Source organism: Kribbella sp. CA-247076, from assembly GCF_050942445.1.
In the GTDB taxonomy this organism is placed as follows: Bacteria; Actinomycetota; Actinomycetes; order Propionibacteriales; family Kribbellaceae; genus Kribbella.
The window spans coordinates 955417-973186 of the sequence record NZ_CP192051.1 but is presented as its reverse complement, the minus strand read 5'-3'; the positions used below and the strand labels follow the sequence as shown (position 1 = coordinate 973186).

The window sequence follows — 17770 nt, the reverse complement described above, 5'->3', positions numbered from 1 at the left end:
GCGCGCGCACGCGACAATGGGTCCGTGGATCCGGTCAGACTGACGTTGGACCAGTTGCGGGAGCTGCGGGACGACATCGCGCCGCAGGCCGCCCGCCGGTCGCGCGCGTCGGTCCGCCGCCGGGTGGACCGCTGGTGGGACCGGCTGTTCTTCATCACCCAGTGTGCGCTCGCCGCCGGGGTGTCGTGGGCCCTGGCCCGGTACGCCGTCGGCCACCCGCAACCGTTCTTCGCGCCGGTGGCCGCGATGGTGTGTCTCGGCTTCAGCTTCGGTCAGCGGCTGCGCCGGGTGGCCGAGGTCATGGTCGGCGTGGCGGTCGGGGTCGGGGTCGGCGACCTGTTCGTCCGCTTCTTCGGCACCGGCGTACCGCAGATCGTGTTCGTGGTCGCGCTGGCGATGAGCGTCGCGGTCCTCCTCGGCGCCGGTACGCTGATGACCACGCAGGCGGGCGTCCAGGCCGTCATCGTCACCACCCTGCTGCCGGACCCGGGCGCCGGGTTCAGCCGCTGGCTCGACGCGGTGCTCGGCGGCGTGGTCGCGCTGGCCGCCGCGACGATCGCCCCGGCGACGGCGATCCGGCGCCCGCGGCAGCAGGCCTCCAGCGTGCTGAACGAGCTGTCCGAGATCCTGCAGGAGACCGCCGACGGTCTCCGGAACCACGACGAGCAGCAGGTCACCGATGCCCTCCGCCGGGCGCGGGCCAGCGAGTCGATGCTGGACGACCTGCGCAGCGCGGCCGACGAGGGCGTCGCGGTGGTCCGGCTGTCGCCGTTCCGCCGCCGGCAGCGCGGCCGGGTCCAGGAGATCGCCGACCTCGTCGTCCCCGCGGATCGCGCGATCCGCAACGTCCGGGTCCTGGTACGCCGCTGCGCGGTGTCGGTCTGGCGGGACGAGCAGATGCCGGCCGAGTACCCGCAGCTGCTGGACCGCCTCGCCGACGGCACCCGCCTGATCGCCGAGTCGCTGTTCGAGCCGGCCGCCGATGTCGCCGCGCACCGCGTGCTCGGTGAGCTCGGCCGCCGTACGGCGGTCATGCCGCTGCCGACCGGTCTCTCGGCGGTCGTCGTCCTCGGCCAGATCCGCTCCACCGTGATCGACCTGCTGGAGTTGACGGGTACGACATACGACGAAGCCCGCACGCTGGTGCCGCTGCGCGCCGACGGGCTGGATGAGAAATAGGTCACACCGAAATATCGGCCGGATTCCCGTCATACCCCCGCACCCCGTGCGTCTCACCGGCATGACGATACACCGACTGATGTCCGCGATGGCCAACGAGCAGGTTCGCCAACTCGAGGACCTGCTGGCCGACACCCAGACCACCGACGACCGGAGCGACGCCGCCGCCGAGCAGTAGGCGCGTACCGGACGAACGGATCCCGGCGGCGCGCCCGTACGGTCCAGCCCACCGAGCCGGACCGCACGGAGGTCGCACCCGAACCCAGAGGCGCCCAGTGCGAGGCGCCGCCGGATCCGTGCCAGGTGCACTGCCACAGAAGTGCACCGCGAACCACCCGCCGGATGTCCTGACGCCGTTTGCGCGAGGCTCAGGCCGTCCCGGCGGGTGGTTCCGTTCCGAAGCAGTTGCCCTAGGCCACCGTGATCTCGGTGGTCACCGAGTTCGCGATGAAGCACTCCTGGTGGGCCAGGTGGTGCATCCGCTCGAGCACCTCCGCGTCCGGCTCCGGACCGCCCCAAACAATCTTCGGATGCAGCGTCACCTGGGTGATCGCCAGCCGGCCCGCCGCGTTCTTCGCCATCACGCCGACCGCGTGGTCGTCGTACGCGTCGACGACCAGCCGCTTGCGGGCCGCGATCGACAGGAACGTGAGCATGTGGCAGGACGACAGCGCCGCCACGAACGCCTCCTCCGGGTCGACCGGCCCCGGGTTGCCCCGGTACGCCGGATTGGCGGACCCGGGCACGGTGATGCCGCCGTCGAAGCGCCACTCGTGGTCGCGGTTGTAGGTGTCGTAGGTGAACTCGTGCTCACCGCGACTCCAGCTGACATCGACCACGTGCTCCGACATGCTCAGCTCACCTTCCCGAGACGTTCCCCCGGCACCACGTCGGCGCCGACACCGGATTGCATCGTACGGGAGTGTCGCCCGGCAGCCTGGCGACGAAGTCGCTGTCGTAGCGGGCCGCCATGCCGGCCACCGGGAAGTCGGTGGTGACCACCTGGGCGCCGCTGGCCAGCGCGATCCCGACCCGGCTGAAGTCCTTCTCCCGGATCGTCGCCATCGGCTCGTCGGACCGGGTGCGGATCAGGTAGCCCTTCGACACCAGCCGCTGGATCTCGGCCTGGTTCGCGCCGCGCGGGTCGTTGATCTGGGTGATCGCGGCGTCCGGCTGGCCTTCCGGACCGCGGGTGAAGACCGCCCGGCCCTCGAGGTTCGGCCGGCCGGTCCGGTACAGGTCGCGGATCGTGCCCGCGCCGCCGTTGTCGAAGTAGAACAGCACCTGGCCGCGGACCGAGTCGACCTTCGGCCAGCCCTTGGTCAGCACCGACTGCTCCAGCGTCAGGCCGGGCTTGCGGACGTCGTCCGGCGTGAGGATCTCCTTCTCGCCGAACACCGACCGGATCTCGGTGTCGATCCGCTCCAGGTTGGCCGCGTCCCACGGCGGCGACTGCACCCCGCCGGCCGCGACGATCTTCGGGTCGGACTGCTTGAGCTCGAGGCTGATGGTGATCGGAGTGTGGTCCGGGTTCTTGTCGGACCAGGCCTTCACCTGCCGCAGGCAGACGACGAGCGACTTGCAGGTGCCGTTGTAGTCGAAGTCCGGGATGTGCATGACCTTGATGCCGGGCTGGGCCATCACCGGGTCGGTCAGCGGTCCCTGCCCGGTCAGCTTGCGGATCAGCGGGTAGGTATAGAGCCCGCCGTCCGGGTCCGGGAGGAGGTCGAGCTCGAGGGTCCGGATGTTCTGGTCCTCCAGCTGGGCCGGGATCGCCGCGTGCGAGTACCAGAGGTCGACGGAGCCCGGGTTCTGCGCCTGCTGGACCTTCTGCTCGTCCGGGCTGAGCTCACGGTGGTACGAGTTGTGCGAACCGATCATCTGGAGCTGGTTGAACCGCACCCCGTTGCCGTGACCGGAGTTGTGGTCGCGGCCCTGCTCGGCCCGCGGAGTCTGCTGCGTGCCGATCGCCGTACCGGCGAGTCCGGATGCCGCGATCGCGGCGGACGCCAGGCCGGCGACCACCGTTCTGCTGAAGCGCATGGCGGAAATACCCCTCCTGTGGACGGACCTCGGCGCGGAGACGCCGATCTGACGGCAATCTGTCACAGGAAGGTGGCAACGTTGTCCCCCCGGAACATGGACAATGAGCGACATGGTGACATCGGGGGCGTATCCACTGCGCCGGACGCCGACCCAGGACCGGGCCAGCCGGCAGGTCGAGCGGATCCTGGACGCGGCCTGCGCGGAGGTCGTCGAGCGGGGGTACGACGCCGCGTCGACCAGCGGGATCGCGAAACGCGCGGAGATCGCGGTCGGCAGCGTGTACCGGTACTTCCCGGACAAGCGGAGCCTGATCCAGGCGATCGAGCGCCGGAACCAGGCGCGCTACACCGAGGCCGTCCGGGAGCGGCTGGGATCGGTGACGTCGTGGCGGCAGGCGGTGGACGTCACGCTGGACACGTTCCGGGAGATGCACCGGACCGACCCCGGCTTCAGGGCGGTCGTGTTGAGCGGCCTCGGCGACCCGGACCTGGAGAGCAAGCCGGGTGAGTTCGACGACCAGCACGCGGGTGAGTTCGCCGAGCTGCTGACGGCCCGCTTCGGCGCCCGCGACAGCCGGGAGTTCCGATTGGCGGTCACGTTGAGCATCACCATGGGCGAGGCGCTCGCCCACCTGGCCGACCGCCTCGCCCCGGCGGAGGCGGAGTACGTCCTGTCCCAGGGCCGTCCGGTGCTCTACAACCTCCTGGCCCCGCACTTGCCCGCGTAAAAGCGGAAAGCCCTCGCACCAGGCGAGGGACGATCACACCGAGCTTTCTGGGTCAGGGCTGTGGGACCGGGTCCGCGTTGCGCGGACCCAGCTGCGGCCAGTGGCTGACCCGGCCGGCGATGCGAGCCCGGCGCGGAGCCCGGACGTCGTAGCTCACGATGACCCGGTCACCCTTGGTGTAGGTAATCCTGCTGCCCACCGGAAGCCGGCGGGAGACCTCGTACGGTCCCTCACCCCGGCGGGTGCAGTACTCGACGGTGACCTCGGTGTACTCCGTCGGCTCGCCGCCCTCCAGCTGACCGCGGACCGGGCCACGCACCCGGATCACCTGGCCGGCCGTCTTCTCTTCGGTACCCGTGGGGATCTCGTCCCGCCGCACCCCGGCGAGGACGTCCAGCACGATGCATGCCGTGACCAGCAGCACCAGGCCGAACCCACCGAGTACAAGGATCGTCAACATGGCACTCACCCCCGACGCGCCGCCCGCGGGCGACGCGGTCGTCGTGGTCGATACTGCGTTGCGCGGCCCTTGCCGCACATCGGTGAGACGCCAGCCGGGGGCACTCGGTTCCCAGGTCCTGACAAACTTTCTGCCGCGTCAGCCGCCCATGCCGAACTGGTACTGCGCGGGCACCGGCCGCCGCGTGCCGAGCGCCTCCTCGGTCTCCACCCACAGGTCCGCCAGCGGGTTGGCGCCTTCGCGCACGGTCGGCAACTGCAGGACGTCGGCCAGCAGATCGCGAGCCGTCTCCGGGTCGCCGGTCCGCAGGGCGTGGCGGATCCGCAGCAGCCGGACACGCGGGTCGTCGGGGCTGTTCGCGAGCAGCCGGCCGGCGCGGTCGACATCTGCGGCCAGTGCCGCGTCCACGGCCTCGACCACGAGTTCCACCAGGTCGGGCCGCAGTCCGACCGCCCGTTCGTAGTACGACAGGTCGCCGGTGACCAGACCGAGGTTCCGCAGAGCCCAAGGGTTGTCGCCGGACTGGAGCCACGCGTGTACGGCGCCGTCGACGTCGCCGGTGTGATGCCGGGCGACCCCGCGGTGGTACCAGACGAGCCAGTTGTCCTCGGCCTTCTCCAGCAGGTCCTGCCAGCTCACCAGGGTCCCGTCCGGTACGGCGTCCGCGGCCGGCAACCGTCCGTCGAGCAGCGGCAGCCATGCCCGCTCGCGCGACGTCATGGTGTCCTCGGCGAACGGCGTACCGGCTGAGACCGTCCAGCCGGTGCGGGTGAGCTCCAGCGAACCCCAGCCGGAGCCGACCGCGAGCCGCTCGGCCGGAGCGGCGTCCGCGACGGTCAGCCATTCCTTCTTGCGGTCTCCGAGCTGGTCCAGCACCGGGCGAAGGGCTTCAGTGCCGGCGGTGCGGGCCGTGGTCCAGTCGTCGGCGTGTGCGGCAGCGGGGTCGACCGAGATCCGGCCGTACGCCTCGAGCCAGTGCCAGCTAGTTGCTGCCGGCAACTTTAGGTGCTCCATCTGGGTTCGCGCGAGCCCGGCCTGGATCTCGGCGTACCCGTGTCCCTGCAGGCCCGGCGACAGCCATTCCTGCCAGCGTCGGCCGCCGGCGCCTTCACCCCAGACGAACAGCTTCCGGCCCCGCAGCCGCTCGGTCGAGGCCTGAACGAGCCCGTGGCCGTCGGCGTCGACCGAGGCGATCCAGGGCCGTTCACCGGCGAGCGGCTCGAAGAAGAAGTCGACCGCCCGGCCGTGCCGCATCGGGTAGGTCAGGTCGGTGTCCTCGTACAGCGGTACGTCGACCAGGTCGAGCCGCTTCCCGTACCCGAACCGCCATGCCTGGTCGGCCGGCACCAGCACGCGCGTCGACGGGGACTGCTCGACGGCGATGTTCGACCACCAGTACGCCGGGACGTCGGTGTCGGACGGGTTCTGCAGCCGGACGCCGACGTACAGGACCTCGGAGTCAGCCGGGAGCCAGAAGTCGAGTTGGGTGACGAGATTCCGGGTGCGTTCCAGCTCCCAGAGGCGGAGCACCGGCGTACCGTCCGGGCCGTCGAGGCGGGCGGCGTGCATCGGCTCGCAGGTGCCGGTCCAATGGCCGGTGCTGCCGACGTTCCACTCGACGCCGCCGGCCCACCAGGCGTTGCGCAGGGCGAGGTTGGCGGGCTGGAAGACGGGGTTGCGGTAGAGCAGTTCGTCGCCGCTCGCCTTGTGGACGAGGGAGTAGAGGCGTCCGCCGACGCCGGGCAGCACGGTCGCACGGAGGTGGTCGTTCTCCAGCACCAGAGCGGTGAAGGTCCGGTCGGTCAGCGTACGGTCGTAGCCGTCCTGGTTCAGACACGGCAAGGGGCTGTGCAACCGGCCGTACCCGATGTTCTCGCGCAGGTCGGACGGGAGCTCGTCGAGGTTCTGGACCTGGTGGAGCTCCTGCTGGCTGCGCAGTGGCGCGAGCGGGTTCTCGGCTCCGAGGGACGCGGACGGCAGGACCAGGTTTTGCGCGGAAAGGGTCGTCACAGGCTCCATCCTCGCAACTTCGCGCAGGGGCGTCTATCGGTGCCGGTTGTCCGCTATACATGGACCTCATGGACGCGGATGTGATCGTCGTCGGGGCGGGCTTGGCCGGATTGGCCGCGACCGCGGAGCTGGCCGACGCGGGCCGGAAGGTGCTGCTGCTCGACCAGGAGCCGGAGGCCTCGCTCGGCGGGCAGGCGTTCTGGTCGTTCGGCGGGCTGCTGTTCGTCGACTCCCCCGAGCAGCGCCGGATGGGCATCAAGGACTCGCGCGACCTCGCGCTGCAGGACTGGCTCGGCTCGGCCGGTTTCGACCGGCTGGACGACGAGGACCGGTGGGCCCGGCAGTGGGCCGAGGCGTACGTCGACTTCGCGGCCGGCGAGAAGCGGTCGTGGCTGCACGCGCAGGGCGTCCGGTTCTTCCCGGTGGTCGGCTGGGCCGAGCGCGGCGGCTACACCGCCGACGGCCACGGCAACTCGGTGCCGAGGTTCCACATCACCTGGGGCACAGGCCCCGGCCTGGTCGCGCCGTTCGAGCGACGGGTCCGGGAGGCGGCCGCGAAGGGCCTGGTGGAGTTCCGGTTCCGGCACCGGGTGGACGAGCTGACCGTGACCGGCGGGGTCGTCGACGGCGTCGCGGGCAAGGTGCTCGAGGCGAGTGACGTCGAGCGGGGGATGCCGAGCTCGCGGACCGAGGTGGACGACTTCACCCTGACCGCGCAGGCGGTGATCGTGACCTCCGGCGGGATCGGCGGCAACCACGACCTGGTCCGGTCGCAGTGGCCGCGGCGGATGGGCGAGCCGCCGCGGCGGATGATCTCCGGGGTGCCGGCGCACGTCGACGGCCGGATGCTGGCGATCACCGAGAAGGCCGGCGGCCGGTACGTGAACCGGGACCGGATGTGGCACTACACCGAGGGCATCCAGAACTGGGACCCGATCTGGCCGATGCACGGGATCCGGATCCTGCCCGGCCCGTCGTCGCTGTGGTTCGATGCCACCGGCAAGCGTCTGCCGGTGCCGCTGTTCCCGGGCTTCGACACCCTGGGCACGCTGGAGCACATCATGCGGACCGGGTACGACTACACCTGGTTCGTGCTCACCCAGAAGATCATCGAGAAGGAGTTCGCCCTCTCCGGCCAGGAGCAGAACCCGGACCTCACCGGCAAGGACGTCCGCGGCGTGCTCGGCCGGGCCCGCGGCGGTGCGACCGCGCCGGTCCGCGCGTTCATGGACAAGGGCGCGGACTTCGTCGTCCGGGCCAACCTGCCCGACCTGGTCCGCGGGATGAACGACCTGACCGGCGACAACCTGATCGACCTGGACGACCTCGAGCGGCAGATCCTCGCCCGGGACCGCGAGCTGTCGAACACCTTCACCAAGGACCTGCAGATCACCGCCCTGCGGGGCGCGCGCAACTACCGTGGCGACAAGCTCATCCGGGTGGCGACGCCGCACCGGATCCTCGACCCGAAGGCGGGCCCGCTGATCGCCGTCCGGCTGAACATCCTGACCCGCAAGTCGCTCGGCGGTCTGCAGACCGATCTGGAGTCGCGGGTGCTGCGGGCGGACGGTACGCCGTTGCCCGGGGTCTACGCGGCCGGCGAGGTGGCCGGCTTCGGCGGCGGTGGTGTCCACGGCTACCGCTCGCTCGAGGGCACGTTCCTCGGCGGCTGCCTCTTCAGCGGCCGTACGGCGGGACGCGCGGCAGCCCAGGCGGTGTCGTAGGAGGACACACGGGCGGCGGTTGATGTGTGTCCCGACCCTCTGTCTGGGCGCACCACCGGCTCCTAGCGTGACGCCATGCGCCGCCTCGCTCTGTTCTCAGCCGTCCTGCTCCTGACCGGTCTGACCGTGCCGGCCGAAGCCCATCGACAGGTCCGGGTTCCGGGTGCCGAGTACCAACAACTCGCGTACCTCGACGACCTGACCACGACCGGGACCGTCGCATCCGGACACACCAACCCGGCCGACTACGCCGGTCTCACGCACTCGGGTCTGCCGCAGCAGTCCGGCGTACCGGGTGTGCAGATCGACGGGTACTTCCCGGACAGCTCGCGGACGAACACCAACCACGGCTGGAACCACGACTCGCAGTTCGTCATCCGGCTGCCGAGGAAGTGGAACGGCGGGCTGGTCGTCGCCGGATCGCCCGGCGTCCGGGCGCAGTACGCGAACGACCGGGCCATCTCGGACTATGTGCTCTCGCTGGGCTACGCGTACGCCGCGACCGACAAGGGCAACACCGGCGCCGAGTTCTTCAAGGACGGCGTGCGGCCGGGCGACGCGATCGTCGAGTGGAACCTGCGAACCACTCAGCTGACCCGGGCCGCCCGGGCGACAGTCGCGCAGTACTACGGGCGTCCGCCGCGCGAAGTGGTCGCGGCCGGGATCTCCAACGGCGGCTACCTGGTCCGTTGGCAACTCGAGAACCACCCCGAGCTCTACACCCGCGGCGTCGACCTCGAAGGCACCTTGTGGACGGCGACCAAGAACCTCTTCACGTTCCTGCCGCCGGCGATCAGGGGCTATGAGCAACAATCCCCGGCGCTGATCACGGCGGCGGGATTCGATCCCCGGTCGGACTTCCTCTGGGACTACCACTACGCGGTCTACTGGAAGCTGACGCAGCGGATCTACGCGGCTGAGCTCGACCCGACGTACGTGGGCAGCGAGGCCGACTACGACCTCGCGCAGCGTCCGCAGGCGCGGCGGGCGATCCAGCGGATCGCACTGACCGGCAAGATCCGCCGGCCGCTCGTGACGATCCATGGGACGTACGACAGCCTGCTCCCGATCACGCAGGACTCCGACGTCTACGCGGCGATGGCGCGCCGGACCGGTCTGCACTCGTACCAGCGGGTCGAGGCAGGCAACCATGTCGACGGGCTCGTCGACGCCTACCCCGACCGGCTGGTCCCGCTCGTACCCCTGCTGCAGCGGGCGATCAGAACACCATCGTGAGCAGGTCGGCGAACAGCTCCTGCTCGTCGACCTCCAGCCCGCGGCTGGTGAACCAGGTCGCCATGTTGTGACAGTCGCGCAGCAGGAAGTCCATGCCCTTCGGATTGCCGACGATGTCGACCACCTGCGGGAGGTCGATCATCACGATCCGGTCGGTCTGGGCAAGGACGTTGTACGGCGACAGGTCGCCGTGGGCCAACCCCGCCCTGGCCAACTCCCGCATCCCGTCGCGCAACTGCTCGAAGTACCGCTCGAGCAGGTCCTTCGGCGGCCGGACCTGGGCGAGCCGTGGCGCGGCCCCACCCTCACCGTCGTCGATGAACTCCATCAGCAGCTCGGTGCCGTCCACCTGGACCGGGTACGGCACCGGGACGCCGGCCTTCCACAGCCGGCACAACGCGCCCCACTCGGCGTACGCCCACTGGCCCGCGGCGACGCTGCGGCCGTGCGCGGTCTTCTTCGCCATCGCGCGGCTGTCCCGGCTGTTCCGGGTCCGCCGCCCTTCGACGTACGACGTACTGCGGTGGAAGGACCGGTGTTCCTCGGTGCGGTACCGCTTCGCGGCCAGCAGCGAGGACCGGGCCGGGTTGTCGCCGATGGCTTCGACGGCCCGCTCGATCAGGAAGACGTCGGCTTCCTTGCCGGTTTTGAGGACGCCGAGCTCGGTGTCGATCGCGGCCTGTTCCGTCACCACCCAGTCCGGGCGGGGATCAGGCCCGCGAGAGCCGCGCTCGACGTCCAGCCAGGTGGACCAGCGCTGATCCGGACCGAGATTCTCGTCCACCGCCTGGAAGCGGAAGACGAAGGCGTCGGCCGGATCGGGTTGGGACTCGTCGCCGGTGAGGTCGGCCCAGCGGGAGTCGAGGTCGGACGGCGGTGAATCAGAGAGGTGTGAATCGGTACGAAAGACGTCGGAAGACATCCGGAGTGCTCCTGAACGGTGAGGTGGGACTGATGCGGACATGCCGCAGCACAGTGATGGCCATCCGTCAGCCCTCCTTAGGTCCAGGCAGCGCTCGTCGCCGCACGGGTCGACTCAGGATGCCGGGCGCTCCCCCGGCCGCGCAAGCTATTTAAGCTGCGAGCGCGCGGTCGGCCGCAGCCGCAGCTCCTGGGCCGGGGCGACCGAGCGGCGGACGAGCTCCGGCCGCACCTTCTGCTGCCAGACCTCCGACCCCGCGAGGCGGCGGCGATGGTCGTCGTACGACGCGTCGTCCGGGAAGCGGGCGAACCACGCCAGCACGACCTCGTCCCGCAGCGGCAGGGCGGGAAAGTTGTTCGCGGCAACCAATGTCTCGAACACGGCCACCGGCCCGGCGCCGGTCGCGGTGAGCACCGGGGCGACGTGATCGGTGAAGAACTCGGCGAACCCGTCGTCCGGACCAGGCCGGTGGTACACGGCTCCGGCGATCACCGAGGCCGGGGCGTCCGTCGTACCGATCGGGGCCCGCGGGGAGTCGCGGCGTGGGTAACCCTCGCGGAGGTCGATCGGTGTGAGGAGCAGGGCGTTGTCGGAGTCGATCATCGTCCGGTTCGCCGTGGCCGAGTGTGCCCGCCAGACCGGGCCGCCGTAGAAGGCGGTCAGCGCGTCCGCCCGGGACGGCAGGTCGGCGAAGCCGCGGAGCCAGACGAACCGATCGGGGTCGTCGAGGTCGCGGAACTGGCCCACGATGTGCATCCCGGTGGCTTCCTGGCCTTCGACGAAGTACGTGTCGAACACCTCGACCAAGGTGTCACGCTGCGCCGGGTGCAGCGTGTACTGGCGCAGGTCCACGACTGCGCAGCACTCGTCCATCACAGTCCTCCTCGGCGTTTCGGCGACACTCAGTCAAGCAGCGAAACCTGACAGTGGCTGTCAGCGAAACAGGGTTTGCGCGGTGGGCACTGGAGGTGCAGCACGGGGAGAACGGCCGCCGGGCACCCCCGCCCGGCCTGAGAGATTGGAAGGACCATGGGTCTCATCCTGTGGATCATCGCGGCGATCCTCGTCATCGCGGGAATCGTCTCGCTCGTCCGCGGTCAGCTGCTGTGGGGCGCTGCTTTGATCGTGATCGGCCTGCTGGTCGGTCCTGGCGGCGTCAGCATCTTCACCTGATCGAACCCACGCACGTCGTCGCCCCACGCAGCTCCCGCGTGGGGCGACGCCCCGTGGATCCGGCCGCGTCAACGGAGCCGGCGCAATGCCGCGTCGAGCCGCTCGGCCCCGCGGACGATCTCGTCCGGCGACGCGGCCGCCACGTAGCTGAGCCGGAGATGGCGGCTCGGCCCGCCCGGGAGATAGAAGGCGCTGCCAGGACTGATCGAAACCGCCTCACGCAAAGCCTCCGCCGCGACCTCGTCGTCGCGTACTCCTTCGGGCAGCGTGGTCCAGACGTGATACCCGCCCGGCGCGGCGGTGTGGACCGTCAGGTGCGGACACCGCTCCGCCAGACTTCGCGTCGTCGTCTCCCGCCGCTCCCGGAGCGCGGTCGCCAGCCGGCGCAGATGCGTCGCGTACGACGGCGCCGTCATCAACTCGAGTGCCGCCTCCTGCATCGGTCGCGGGACGAAGAAGCTGTTGACGACATGCGTGTCCCGCAGCCGCGTGAACGCCGTACCCCGCGCGGTCAGGGCCGCGATCCTGAGACTCGGCGAGGTCGGCTTGGTCACGGACCGGATGTGGACGACCTGACCGTCGGGATCGTCGGCGGCGAGTGGCCGCGGCAGGTCGGGCGCATCGTCGTGCACGAGCCGGCGAGTGCAGTCGTCCTCGATCACGAACGCTCCGGCCGCTCGGGCCGCCGCCATCAACCGCGCCCGCCGGTCCGGTGCGAGGACGGCACCGGTCGGGTTCTGGAACAGCGGCTGGCACACGAGCACGCGCGCCCCGGAGGTTGCGAACGTTTCGTCGAGCACCTCCACACGCACGCCGTTCGCGTCGACCGGAACGGGCACACACCGAAGCGCGGCGGCACCCGCGGCAGCGAGCGTTCCCGGGTAGGTCGGCGACTCGACCAGGACCGCGTCGCCGGGATCGGTCAGCGCCCTGAGTGTGGTGACCAGCGCGGTCTGTCCGCCCGCGGTGATCAGTACGTCGCTCGCACCGAGCGGTCCTTCACGGCCACCGATGTCGGCGGCGAACCAGGCGCGCAGTTCGGGAATCCCCTCGGCCGGCGGACGCGTCCAGGTCCCCGGCCGGCGGCCCGCCCGGCCCATCGCCTCGGCCAGCGCCTTGCTCGGCTGCAGCGACTCGTGCAGGTAGCCGGTCGACAGGTCGACCACCTCGTCGACCGGTGCGGCGAGCATCCGCATCATCGCGGTGGTGTCCGGACGCTCGCCCGCCAGTGCCTGCTCCTGCCACGAGAGGTCGGCCGCGACCTGGCTGGGGCCGGGTCCCCGCTCGCTGACGAACACGCCGGACCCCGGACGCGAGACGACGAGACCCTCCGCCGTCAAGACGGTCACCGCCCGCGAGAGCGTGACCGGACTGATCCCCCAGCGCTTCACCAGTTGCCGACTCGCCGGCAACCTGCCGCCCGGGCCGCGGACGGTCGCCTCGGCCCGGAGCCGTTCAACGACAACAGCCAAACTGCTATCGTCATTCATGACAGAGCAGAATAGCGCTATCGCTTCGAGGCGAGAAGCGGTATCAGCGCCCCGCACCGGGACGATCGCGGCACTGCTCGGTGTCGCGTCGTTCTCGCTCAGCTTTCCGGCCACCGTCTGGGCGACCACGGGCATGGGTCCGTGGACAGCGACCGGCGCCCGCGGATTGCTCGCCGGACTACTCGCCATCGCGCTCCTGGCCGCTTCGAAGGTCCCGCGGCCACGGCGCGAGGACCTTCCCGGTCTGCTGGTCGTCGCCGGCGGCTGTGTGATCGGCTTCCCGCTGCTGACCACTCTCGCGCTGCAGACCTCGACCACCGCCCACTCGGCGGTCGTGACCGGTCTCTTGCCAATAGCAACGGCTTCGGCGGCGGCGCTGCTGACCCGGCGAACGCTGTCGTGGAAGTTCTGGGCCGCGGCCACCGCCGGTGCCGCCGCGGTCGTCGTGTTCACCCTGACCAGGCACCACGGCGCGGTGTCGCTCGCCGACCTCTACCTGGTCGCCGCGCTGATCGTCTGTGCGCTCGGGTACGCCGAGGGCGGCCGGCTCGCCGGACACCTGCCCGGCTGGCACGTGATCGCCTGGGCAGTAGTCCTCGCCCTGCCGGTCAGCCTCGCGATCACTGTGATCGCCGTACCACGCGAGCCGCTGGATCCGGGTCCGCTCAGTCTGCTGGGACTGGCCTACATCGCGGGGATCTCGCAGCTGGGTGGGTTCGTCGTCTGGTACCGCGGGATGGGGATCATCGGGGTCGCCCGCGCCAGCCAACTCCAGCTGGCCCAGCCGTTGCTGACGCTGGTCTGGTCGGTGCTGCTGATGGGCGAGCACCTACCCGCGGCCGCACCGATCACGGCGGTCGTCGTCCTGCTCTGCATCGTGGTGACACAACGGGCACGGTAGTTTCGATTCATGGCTGCGACCGGTGAGACCGTCCCGCTCGACGCGGCCCGCCGGATCGCGCTGACCGCGCAGGGCTTCGCCGACCCACGCCCTCCAGGCCGCGTCGACGCCAGACACCTTCGCCGGGTCGTCCAGCGGCTCGGCCTCCTGCAGGTTGACACGGTGAACGTGGTCTGCCGATCGCATTACCTCCCGCTGTTCGCCCGGCTCGGGCCGTACTCGCGGACGACGCTGGACCGGATGTGCTGGGGAGGCCGCGACCGGGACCTGTTCGAGTACTTCTGGGGAGTCAAGGCGAGCCTGATCCCGCTCAGCAGCTATCCCTTGTTGCGCTGGCGGATGCGGGCCGCCGAACAGCAGGACTGGACCGCCGACGATCTCGACCCGGACATCAGCGTGCCGTGGGCGGTCGTCGCCGGTATGCGGCGCCTGAGCATCGAACGGCCCGGGTACGTCGACGACGTCCTCGCCCTGGTCACCGAACGCGGACCGGTCACCGCCGGCCAGGCGAGTCCGGACGGCGTACGACGGAAGCGGACCGACCCGGACCCGGATCCGTCCACCGGCGAGATGTGGAACTGGCAGGACGCGAAGATCGCGCTCGAGTACCTGTACTGCGCCGGCCGGGTGACGATCGCCGGGCGCCGCAACTTCGAGCGGCTGTACGACCTCACCGAACGCGTGCTGCCGCCGCAGCCGGAGGTCGAGGCCGACGAGGCCCGGCGGGAGCTGGTCCGGATCGCCGCCCGTGGTCTCGGCGTCGCCACCGCCCGGGAGCTTTGCGGCCGCGGCGGCACGGCACACTTTCCGTTGCCGACAGCAACCGCTCGGCAGGTGATCGGAGAGCTGGTGGAGGCCGGCGACCTGGTGCCGGTGCGCGTCGACGGCGTACGCCAGCAGTGCTATCTGTGGTCGGGGGCCGAGGACCGGCCGGTCGACGCGCGGGCGCTGCTGTCGCCGTTCGACACGCTGCTCTGGAACCGGGACCGGATTCATCGGCTGTTCGACTTCTTCTACCGGATCAGCATCTACACGCCGGAGGCGCAGCGAGTGCACGGCTACTACGTGCTGCCCTTCCTGCTCGGCGACCGGCTCGTGGCCCGGGTCGATCTGAAGGCCGACCGGAAGAACTCGGTCCTGGTCGTCCCGACCGTCACCGCCGAGCCCGGCGTACCCGAGGCAGGCATCGTCGAGCCGTTGGCGGCCGAGCTCACGCTGATGGCTTCGTGGCTGGAGCTGGACGGCGTGCGGGTGACCGCGGACGGCAGGCTGGGCAAGGCGCTCAGGACGGCCTGAAGCGAGGTCACGACGCGGGGTGCATAGGGCGGGCACTGTGGGGCACCGGGCGGGCACTGCAGTCGATGCACTCGGGAGACGACGTGAAGATCGGATACTTCCTGTCCAGTGAGGAATACACGCCGGCCCAGCTGATCGAGCAGGCCCGGCTCGCGGAGGAGGCCGGGTTCGACGGCCTGTGGATCAGCGACCACTTCCACCCGTGGAACGACGAGCAGGGTGAGAGCGCGTTCGTCTGGTCGGCCATCGGGGCGATCTCCCAGGTCTGCGAACTGCCGGTGACCACCGCGGTCACCTGCCCGACGGTGCGGATCCACCCGGCGATCATCGCCCAGGCGGCCGCCACCAGCGCGGTGCTGCTGAACGGGCGGTTCACACTCGGCATCGGCAGCGGCGAGGCGCTCAACGAGCACATCCTCGGCAGCGTCTGGCCGACGGTCGACGTACGCCTGGAGATGCTCGAGGAAGCGGTCGAGATCATGCGCCGGCTGTGGACCGAGGACGGGTTCGTCAGCCACCACGGCAAGCACTACACAGTCGACACCGCGCGGATCTACACCCGCCCGGACACGCCGCTGCCGATCTACATGTCCGGGTTCGGCCCGGAGGCGACCGACGTCGCCGCGCGGATCGCGGACGGCTACATCACCACCTCGCCGGACGGCGAGTTGCTGAAGCGGTTCCGGGACAACGGCGGCGGTGACAAGCCGGCCCAGGTGGGGTTCAAGGTCAGCTACGCGCCGACCGAGGAGGAAGGGATCGAGCAGGCGCACCGGATCTGGCGGAACTCGGGGCTCCCCGGCGAGCTGGCCCAGGTGCTGCCGTCGCCGCGGCACTTCGAGCAGGCGAGCGAGCTGGTGACCAAGGAGTCGACCGCGCAGTCGGTGACCGCCGGGCCGAAGGCGGACGCGCACGTGCAGGCCTTCAAGCCGTACATCGAGGCGGGTTTCGACGAGATCTACGTGGCGAACATGGGCCCGCACTCGGTCGACATGCTGAACCTCTACCGCACCGAGGTCCTGCCGGAACTGCGCCGGCTCTGAAGACCGGCCTCCGCGCTGCTACTTCAGGTGGGCAAGGGCGGCGCGGAGGTCGTCGACGAACAGGCCGAAGTCGCGGCGGTACTCCCGGGACCGGACGACAGACGACGGGTGGACCGTCGCGACCGCGGCCGTGCCGTCGGGAAGTTCCTGCGGCCGGCCGCGTTGTTCCGTGACCTTGAACCCGGTTCCGAAAACGGCCCGGGCGGCGACCGCGCCGAGCACCACGACCAGTGACGGCTTCACGATCTCGAGCTCGCGGTCCAGCCAGGGATGGCAGGCGCCGATGTGGCCGGCGCCCGGCGTCTTGTGGATCCGGCGCTTGCCCTGGCGTTCGTATCGGAAGTGCTTGACAGCGTTGGTCAGGAACACGTCCGACCGGTCGATCCCGGCCTCCGCCAGCGCCTTGTCCAGCAGGCGCCCGGCCGGCCCGACGAAGACATGTCCTTCCTTGTCCTCGACATCCCCGGGTTGTTCACCGATCAACATCATCCGCGCCCGCGCCGGCCCTTCTCCGGGGACGACCTGTTCGGCGTTCTCGTAAAGGTCGCAACCGCGGCACTCCGGTAGGGCGGCGGTGAGCTTCTTCAGGCCGCCGTCGTGCGGCACCCATGGTGACGCCCCGGTGAACTTCTCCACGGTCGGCAGGTTCCCCGTTCAAACACCTGTAACACCTCAGGGGTTGAAAGCGGCCGCCGAGTTTGATCTGGTGGGGAGTGAGTGGTTCAGCCTTTGATGCCACGCCTGCAGGACGACCACGACGAGGTTCCTCCCGTGACGATCGCACCTGTCAGTACTGCCGACTCCAAGCAGAGCATCGCCGACACCACCCAGGAACTGCTGATCCAGGCCGACGGCACTCCCGACCCGCGCCACCAGGAGCTGCTGGACGAGGTCGTCATCCTGAACGCTCCCGTCGCCCGGTCGATCGCCTCGCGCTACCGCAGCAAGGGCGTGGACCCGGACGACCTCGAGCAGGTCGCGTACCTCGGCCTGGTCAAGGCGGCCAACGGCTACCGGCTGGACGCGTCCACAGCCTTCCTGTCGTACGCCGTACCGACGATCAGAGGCGAGCTGAAACGGTACTTCCGCGACTGCGCCTGGACCGTCCGGCCGCCGCGCCGGGTTCAGGAGATGCAGGGCTCGATCGCGGCCGCCGAGTCCGAGCTCACCCAGCGCCTCGGGCACGTCCCGACCGACGAGGAGACAGCCGAAGCACTCGGCACCGAGGCCGGCGAAGTGGTCGAGGCCACGTCGGTGCGCGGCTGCTTCAGCACGCTGTCGCTGGACGCGCCCGGCACGGTCGACGGCGGCACCAGCCTGCTGGACACCGTCGCCGACGCCGAGGACGGCTACGAGCTGGTCGAGAACGTGCACACCCTGACGCCCGCGGTCGCGTCGCTCGGCGACCGGGACAAGCAGATCCTCGAGCTGCGGTTCCGCAACGGGCTGACCCAGGAGGAGATCGGCAACGAGCTCGGCGTCAGCCAGATGCAGGTCTCCCGGCTGCTCCGCGGCATCCTCGACCGGCTCCGCGCGGACCTCGCCGATCCCGCGGTCCGGTAG

General features: G+C 70.3%; 17 protein-coding genes. 9 read left to right on the top strand and 8 right to left on the bottom strand.

What is annotated here, in order from left to right:
• Nucleotides 1-24 precede the first annotated feature (24 nt).
• Nucleotides 25-1179: an FUSC family protein gene (locus ACQPYZ_RS04620; RefSeq protein WP_433165551.1), complete on the top strand. Its 1155-nt coding sequence runs from the start codon at nt 25-27 to the stop codon at nt 1177-1179.
• A 410-nt stretch (nt 1180-1589) separates the two neighbouring features.
• Here ACQPYZ_RS04620 and ACQPYZ_RS04615 read toward each other — a convergent pair whose 3' ends face one another.
• The gene (locus ACQPYZ_RS04615) at nt 1590-2030 is read right to left on the bottom strand and encodes an OsmC family protein (RefSeq protein ID WP_433165549.1); all 441 of its coding nucleotides are present in this window, start codon (nt 2028-2030) and stop codon (nt 1590-1592) included.
• A gap of 7 nt (nt 2031-2037) precedes the next feature.
• Entirely contained in the window at nt 2038-3222 is a 1185-nt protein-coding gene (locus tag ACQPYZ_RS04610) for a phosphatidylinositol-specific phospholipase C1-like protein (RefSeq protein ID WP_433165547.1), read from the bottom strand.
• Between the two features lie 112 nt (nt 3223-3334).
• Between ACQPYZ_RS04610 and ACQPYZ_RS04605 the strand changes: the two genes are divergently transcribed.
• Entirely contained in the window at nt 3335-3952 is a 618-nt protein-coding gene (locus ACQPYZ_RS04605; protein WP_433165545.1) for a TetR/AcrR family transcriptional regulator, read from the top strand.
• A gap of 52 nt (nt 3953-4004) precedes the next feature.
• On the opposite strand, the gene ACQPYZ_RS04600 is transcribed toward ACQPYZ_RS04605, so the two are convergent.
• Both ACQPYZ_RS04600 and ACQPYZ_RS04595 read right to left on the bottom strand, forming a co-directional pair.
• Nucleotides 4005-4412, bottom strand: a complete 408-nt coding sequence (locus tag ACQPYZ_RS04600) for a hypothetical protein (protein WP_433165544.1) — start codon at nt 4410-4412, stop codon at nt 4005-4007.
• Between the two features lie 138 nt (nt 4413-4550).
• The gene (locus tag ACQPYZ_RS04595) at nt 4551-6422 is read right to left on the bottom strand and encodes a DUF5107 domain-containing protein (RefSeq protein ID WP_433165543.1); all 1872 of its coding nucleotides are present in this window, start codon (nt 6420-6422) and stop codon (nt 4551-4553) included.
• Between the two features lie 68 nt (nt 6423-6490).
• On the opposite strand from ACQPYZ_RS04595, the gene ACQPYZ_RS04590 reads away from it, so the two are divergent.
• Both ACQPYZ_RS04590 and ACQPYZ_RS04585 read left to right on the top strand, forming a co-directional pair.
• The gene (locus tag ACQPYZ_RS04590) at nt 6491-8146 is read left to right on the top strand and encodes an FAD-binding dehydrogenase (RefSeq protein ID WP_433165541.1); all 1656 of its coding nucleotides are present in this window, start codon (nt 6491-6493) and stop codon (nt 8144-8146) included.
• A 75-nt stretch (nt 8147-8221) separates the two neighbouring features.
• Entirely contained in the window at nt 8222-9382 is a 1161-nt protein-coding gene (locus tag ACQPYZ_RS04585) for an alpha/beta hydrolase family protein (protein WP_433165539.1), read from the top strand.
• Here ACQPYZ_RS04585 and ACQPYZ_RS04580 read toward each other — a convergent pair.
• Together ACQPYZ_RS04580 and ACQPYZ_RS04575 are read right to left on the bottom strand one after the other, a co-directional pair.
• On the bottom strand, nt 9366-10304 hold the full coding sequence (locus tag ACQPYZ_RS04580) for a serine protein kinase RIO (protein WP_433165537.1): 939 nt from the start codon (nt 10302-10304) through the stop codon (nt 9366-9368). The genes ACQPYZ_RS04585 and ACQPYZ_RS04580 overlap by 17 nt on opposite strands.
• A 147-nt stretch (nt 10305-10451) precedes the next feature.
• Nucleotides 10452-11177 carry an NIPSNAP family protein gene (locus ACQPYZ_RS04575; protein WP_433165535.1) on the bottom strand — a complete coding sequence of 242 codons (726 nt, stop codon included), beginning with the start codon at nt 11175-11177 and terminating at the stop codon, nt 10452-10454.
• Between the two features lie 156 nt (nt 11178-11333).
• Between ACQPYZ_RS04575 and ACQPYZ_RS04570 the strand changes: the two genes are divergently transcribed.
• Nucleotides 11334-11477: a GPGG-motif small membrane protein gene (locus tag ACQPYZ_RS04570; RefSeq protein ID WP_165949278.1), complete on the top strand. Its 144-nt coding sequence runs from the start codon at nt 11334-11336 to the stop codon at nt 11475-11477.
• Nucleotides 11478-11545: 68 nt separating this feature from the next.
• On the opposite strand, the gene ACQPYZ_RS04565 is transcribed toward ACQPYZ_RS04570, so the two are convergent.
• On the bottom strand, nt 11546-12949 hold the full coding sequence (locus tag ACQPYZ_RS04565) for a PLP-dependent aminotransferase family protein (protein WP_433165533.1): 1404 nt from the start codon (nt 12947-12949) through the stop codon (nt 11546-11548).
• Between the two features lie 16 nt (nt 12950-12965).
• On the opposite strand from ACQPYZ_RS04565, the gene ACQPYZ_RS04560 reads away from it, so the two are divergent.
• The 3 genes from ACQPYZ_RS04560 to ACQPYZ_RS04550 all read left to right on the top strand — a co-directional run bounded on the left by ACQPYZ_RS04560 (nt 12966) and on the right by ACQPYZ_RS04550 (nt 16207).
• The gene (locus ACQPYZ_RS04560) at nt 12966-13868 is read left to right on the top strand and encodes a DMT family transporter (protein ID WP_433165531.1); all 903 of its coding nucleotides are present in this window, start codon (nt 12966-12968) and stop codon (nt 13866-13868) included.
• Nucleotides 13869-13877: 9 nt separating this feature from the next.
• A complete protein-coding gene (locus ACQPYZ_RS04555) occupies nt 13878-15164 on the top strand; it encodes a winged helix-turn-helix domain-containing protein (RefSeq protein WP_433165529.1) in 1287 nt (428 codons plus the stop codon).
• 83 nt (nt 15165-15247) lie between these two features.
• A complete protein-coding gene (locus ACQPYZ_RS04550; RefSeq protein WP_433165526.1) occupies nt 15248-16207 on the top strand; it encodes a TIGR03557 family F420-dependent LLM class oxidoreductase in 960 nt (319 codons plus the stop codon).
• 18 nt (nt 16208-16225) lie between these two features.
• Here ACQPYZ_RS04550 and ACQPYZ_RS04545 read toward each other — a convergent pair whose 3' ends face one another.
• Nucleotides 16226-16843 carry a UdgX family uracil-DNA binding protein gene (locus tag ACQPYZ_RS04545; RefSeq protein ID WP_433165524.1) on the bottom strand — a complete coding sequence of 206 codons (618 nt, stop codon included), beginning with the start codon at nt 16841-16843 and terminating at the stop codon, nt 16226-16228.
• Between the two features lie 135 nt (nt 16844-16978).
• Between ACQPYZ_RS04545 and ACQPYZ_RS04540 the strand changes: the two genes are divergently transcribed.
• Complete coding sequence (locus tag ACQPYZ_RS04540; protein ID WP_433165522.1) at nt 16979-17770, top strand: sigma-70 family RNA polymerase sigma factor; 792 nt, start codon at nt 16979-16981, stop codon at nt 17768-17770.

Bases quoted from the DNA above. Each gene is read 5' to 3' on its own strand.
- ACQPYZ_RS04615 (WP_433165549.1), bottom strand. From the start codon at position 2,030: ATGTCGGAGCACGTGGTCGATGTCAGCTGGAGTCGCGGTGAGCACGAG.
- ACQPYZ_RS04610 (WP_433165547.1), bottom strand. From the start codon at position 3,222: ATGCGCTTCAGCAGAACGGTGGTCGCCGGCCTGGCGTCCGCCGCGATC.
- ACQPYZ_RS04605 (WP_433165545.1), top strand. From the start codon at position 3,335: ATGGTGACATCGGGGGCGTATCCACTGCGCCGGACGCCGACCCAGGAC.
- ACQPYZ_RS04600 (WP_433165544.1), bottom strand. From the start codon at position 4,412: ATGTTGACGATCCTTGTACTCGGTGGGTTCGGCCTGGTGCTGCTGGTC.
- ACQPYZ_RS04590 (WP_433165541.1), top strand. From the start codon at position 6,491: ATGGACGCGGATGTGATCGTCGTCGGGGCGGGCTTGGCCGGATTGGCC.
- ACQPYZ_RS04585 (WP_433165539.1), top strand. From the start codon at position 8,222: ATGCGCCGCCTCGCTCTGTTCTCAGCCGTCCTGCTCCTGACCGGTCTG.
- ACQPYZ_RS04580 (WP_433165537.1), bottom strand. From the start codon at position 10,304: ATGTCTTCCGACGTCTTTCGTACCGATTCACACCTCTCTGATTCACCG.
- ACQPYZ_RS04575 (WP_433165535.1), bottom strand. From the start codon at position 11,177: ATGGACGAGTGCTGCGCAGTCGTGGACCTGCGCCAGTACACGCTGCAC.
- ACQPYZ_RS04570 (WP_165949278.1), top strand. From the start codon at position 11,334: ATGGGTCTCATCCTGTGGATCATCGCGGCGATCCTCGTCATCGCGGGA.
- ACQPYZ_RS04560 (WP_433165531.1), top strand. From the start codon at position 12,966: ATGACAGAGCAGAATAGCGCTATCGCTTCGAGGCGAGAAGCGGTATCA.
- ACQPYZ_RS04555 (WP_433165529.1), top strand. From the start codon at position 13,878: ATGGCTGCGACCGGTGAGACCGTCCCGCTCGACGCGGCCCGCCGGATC.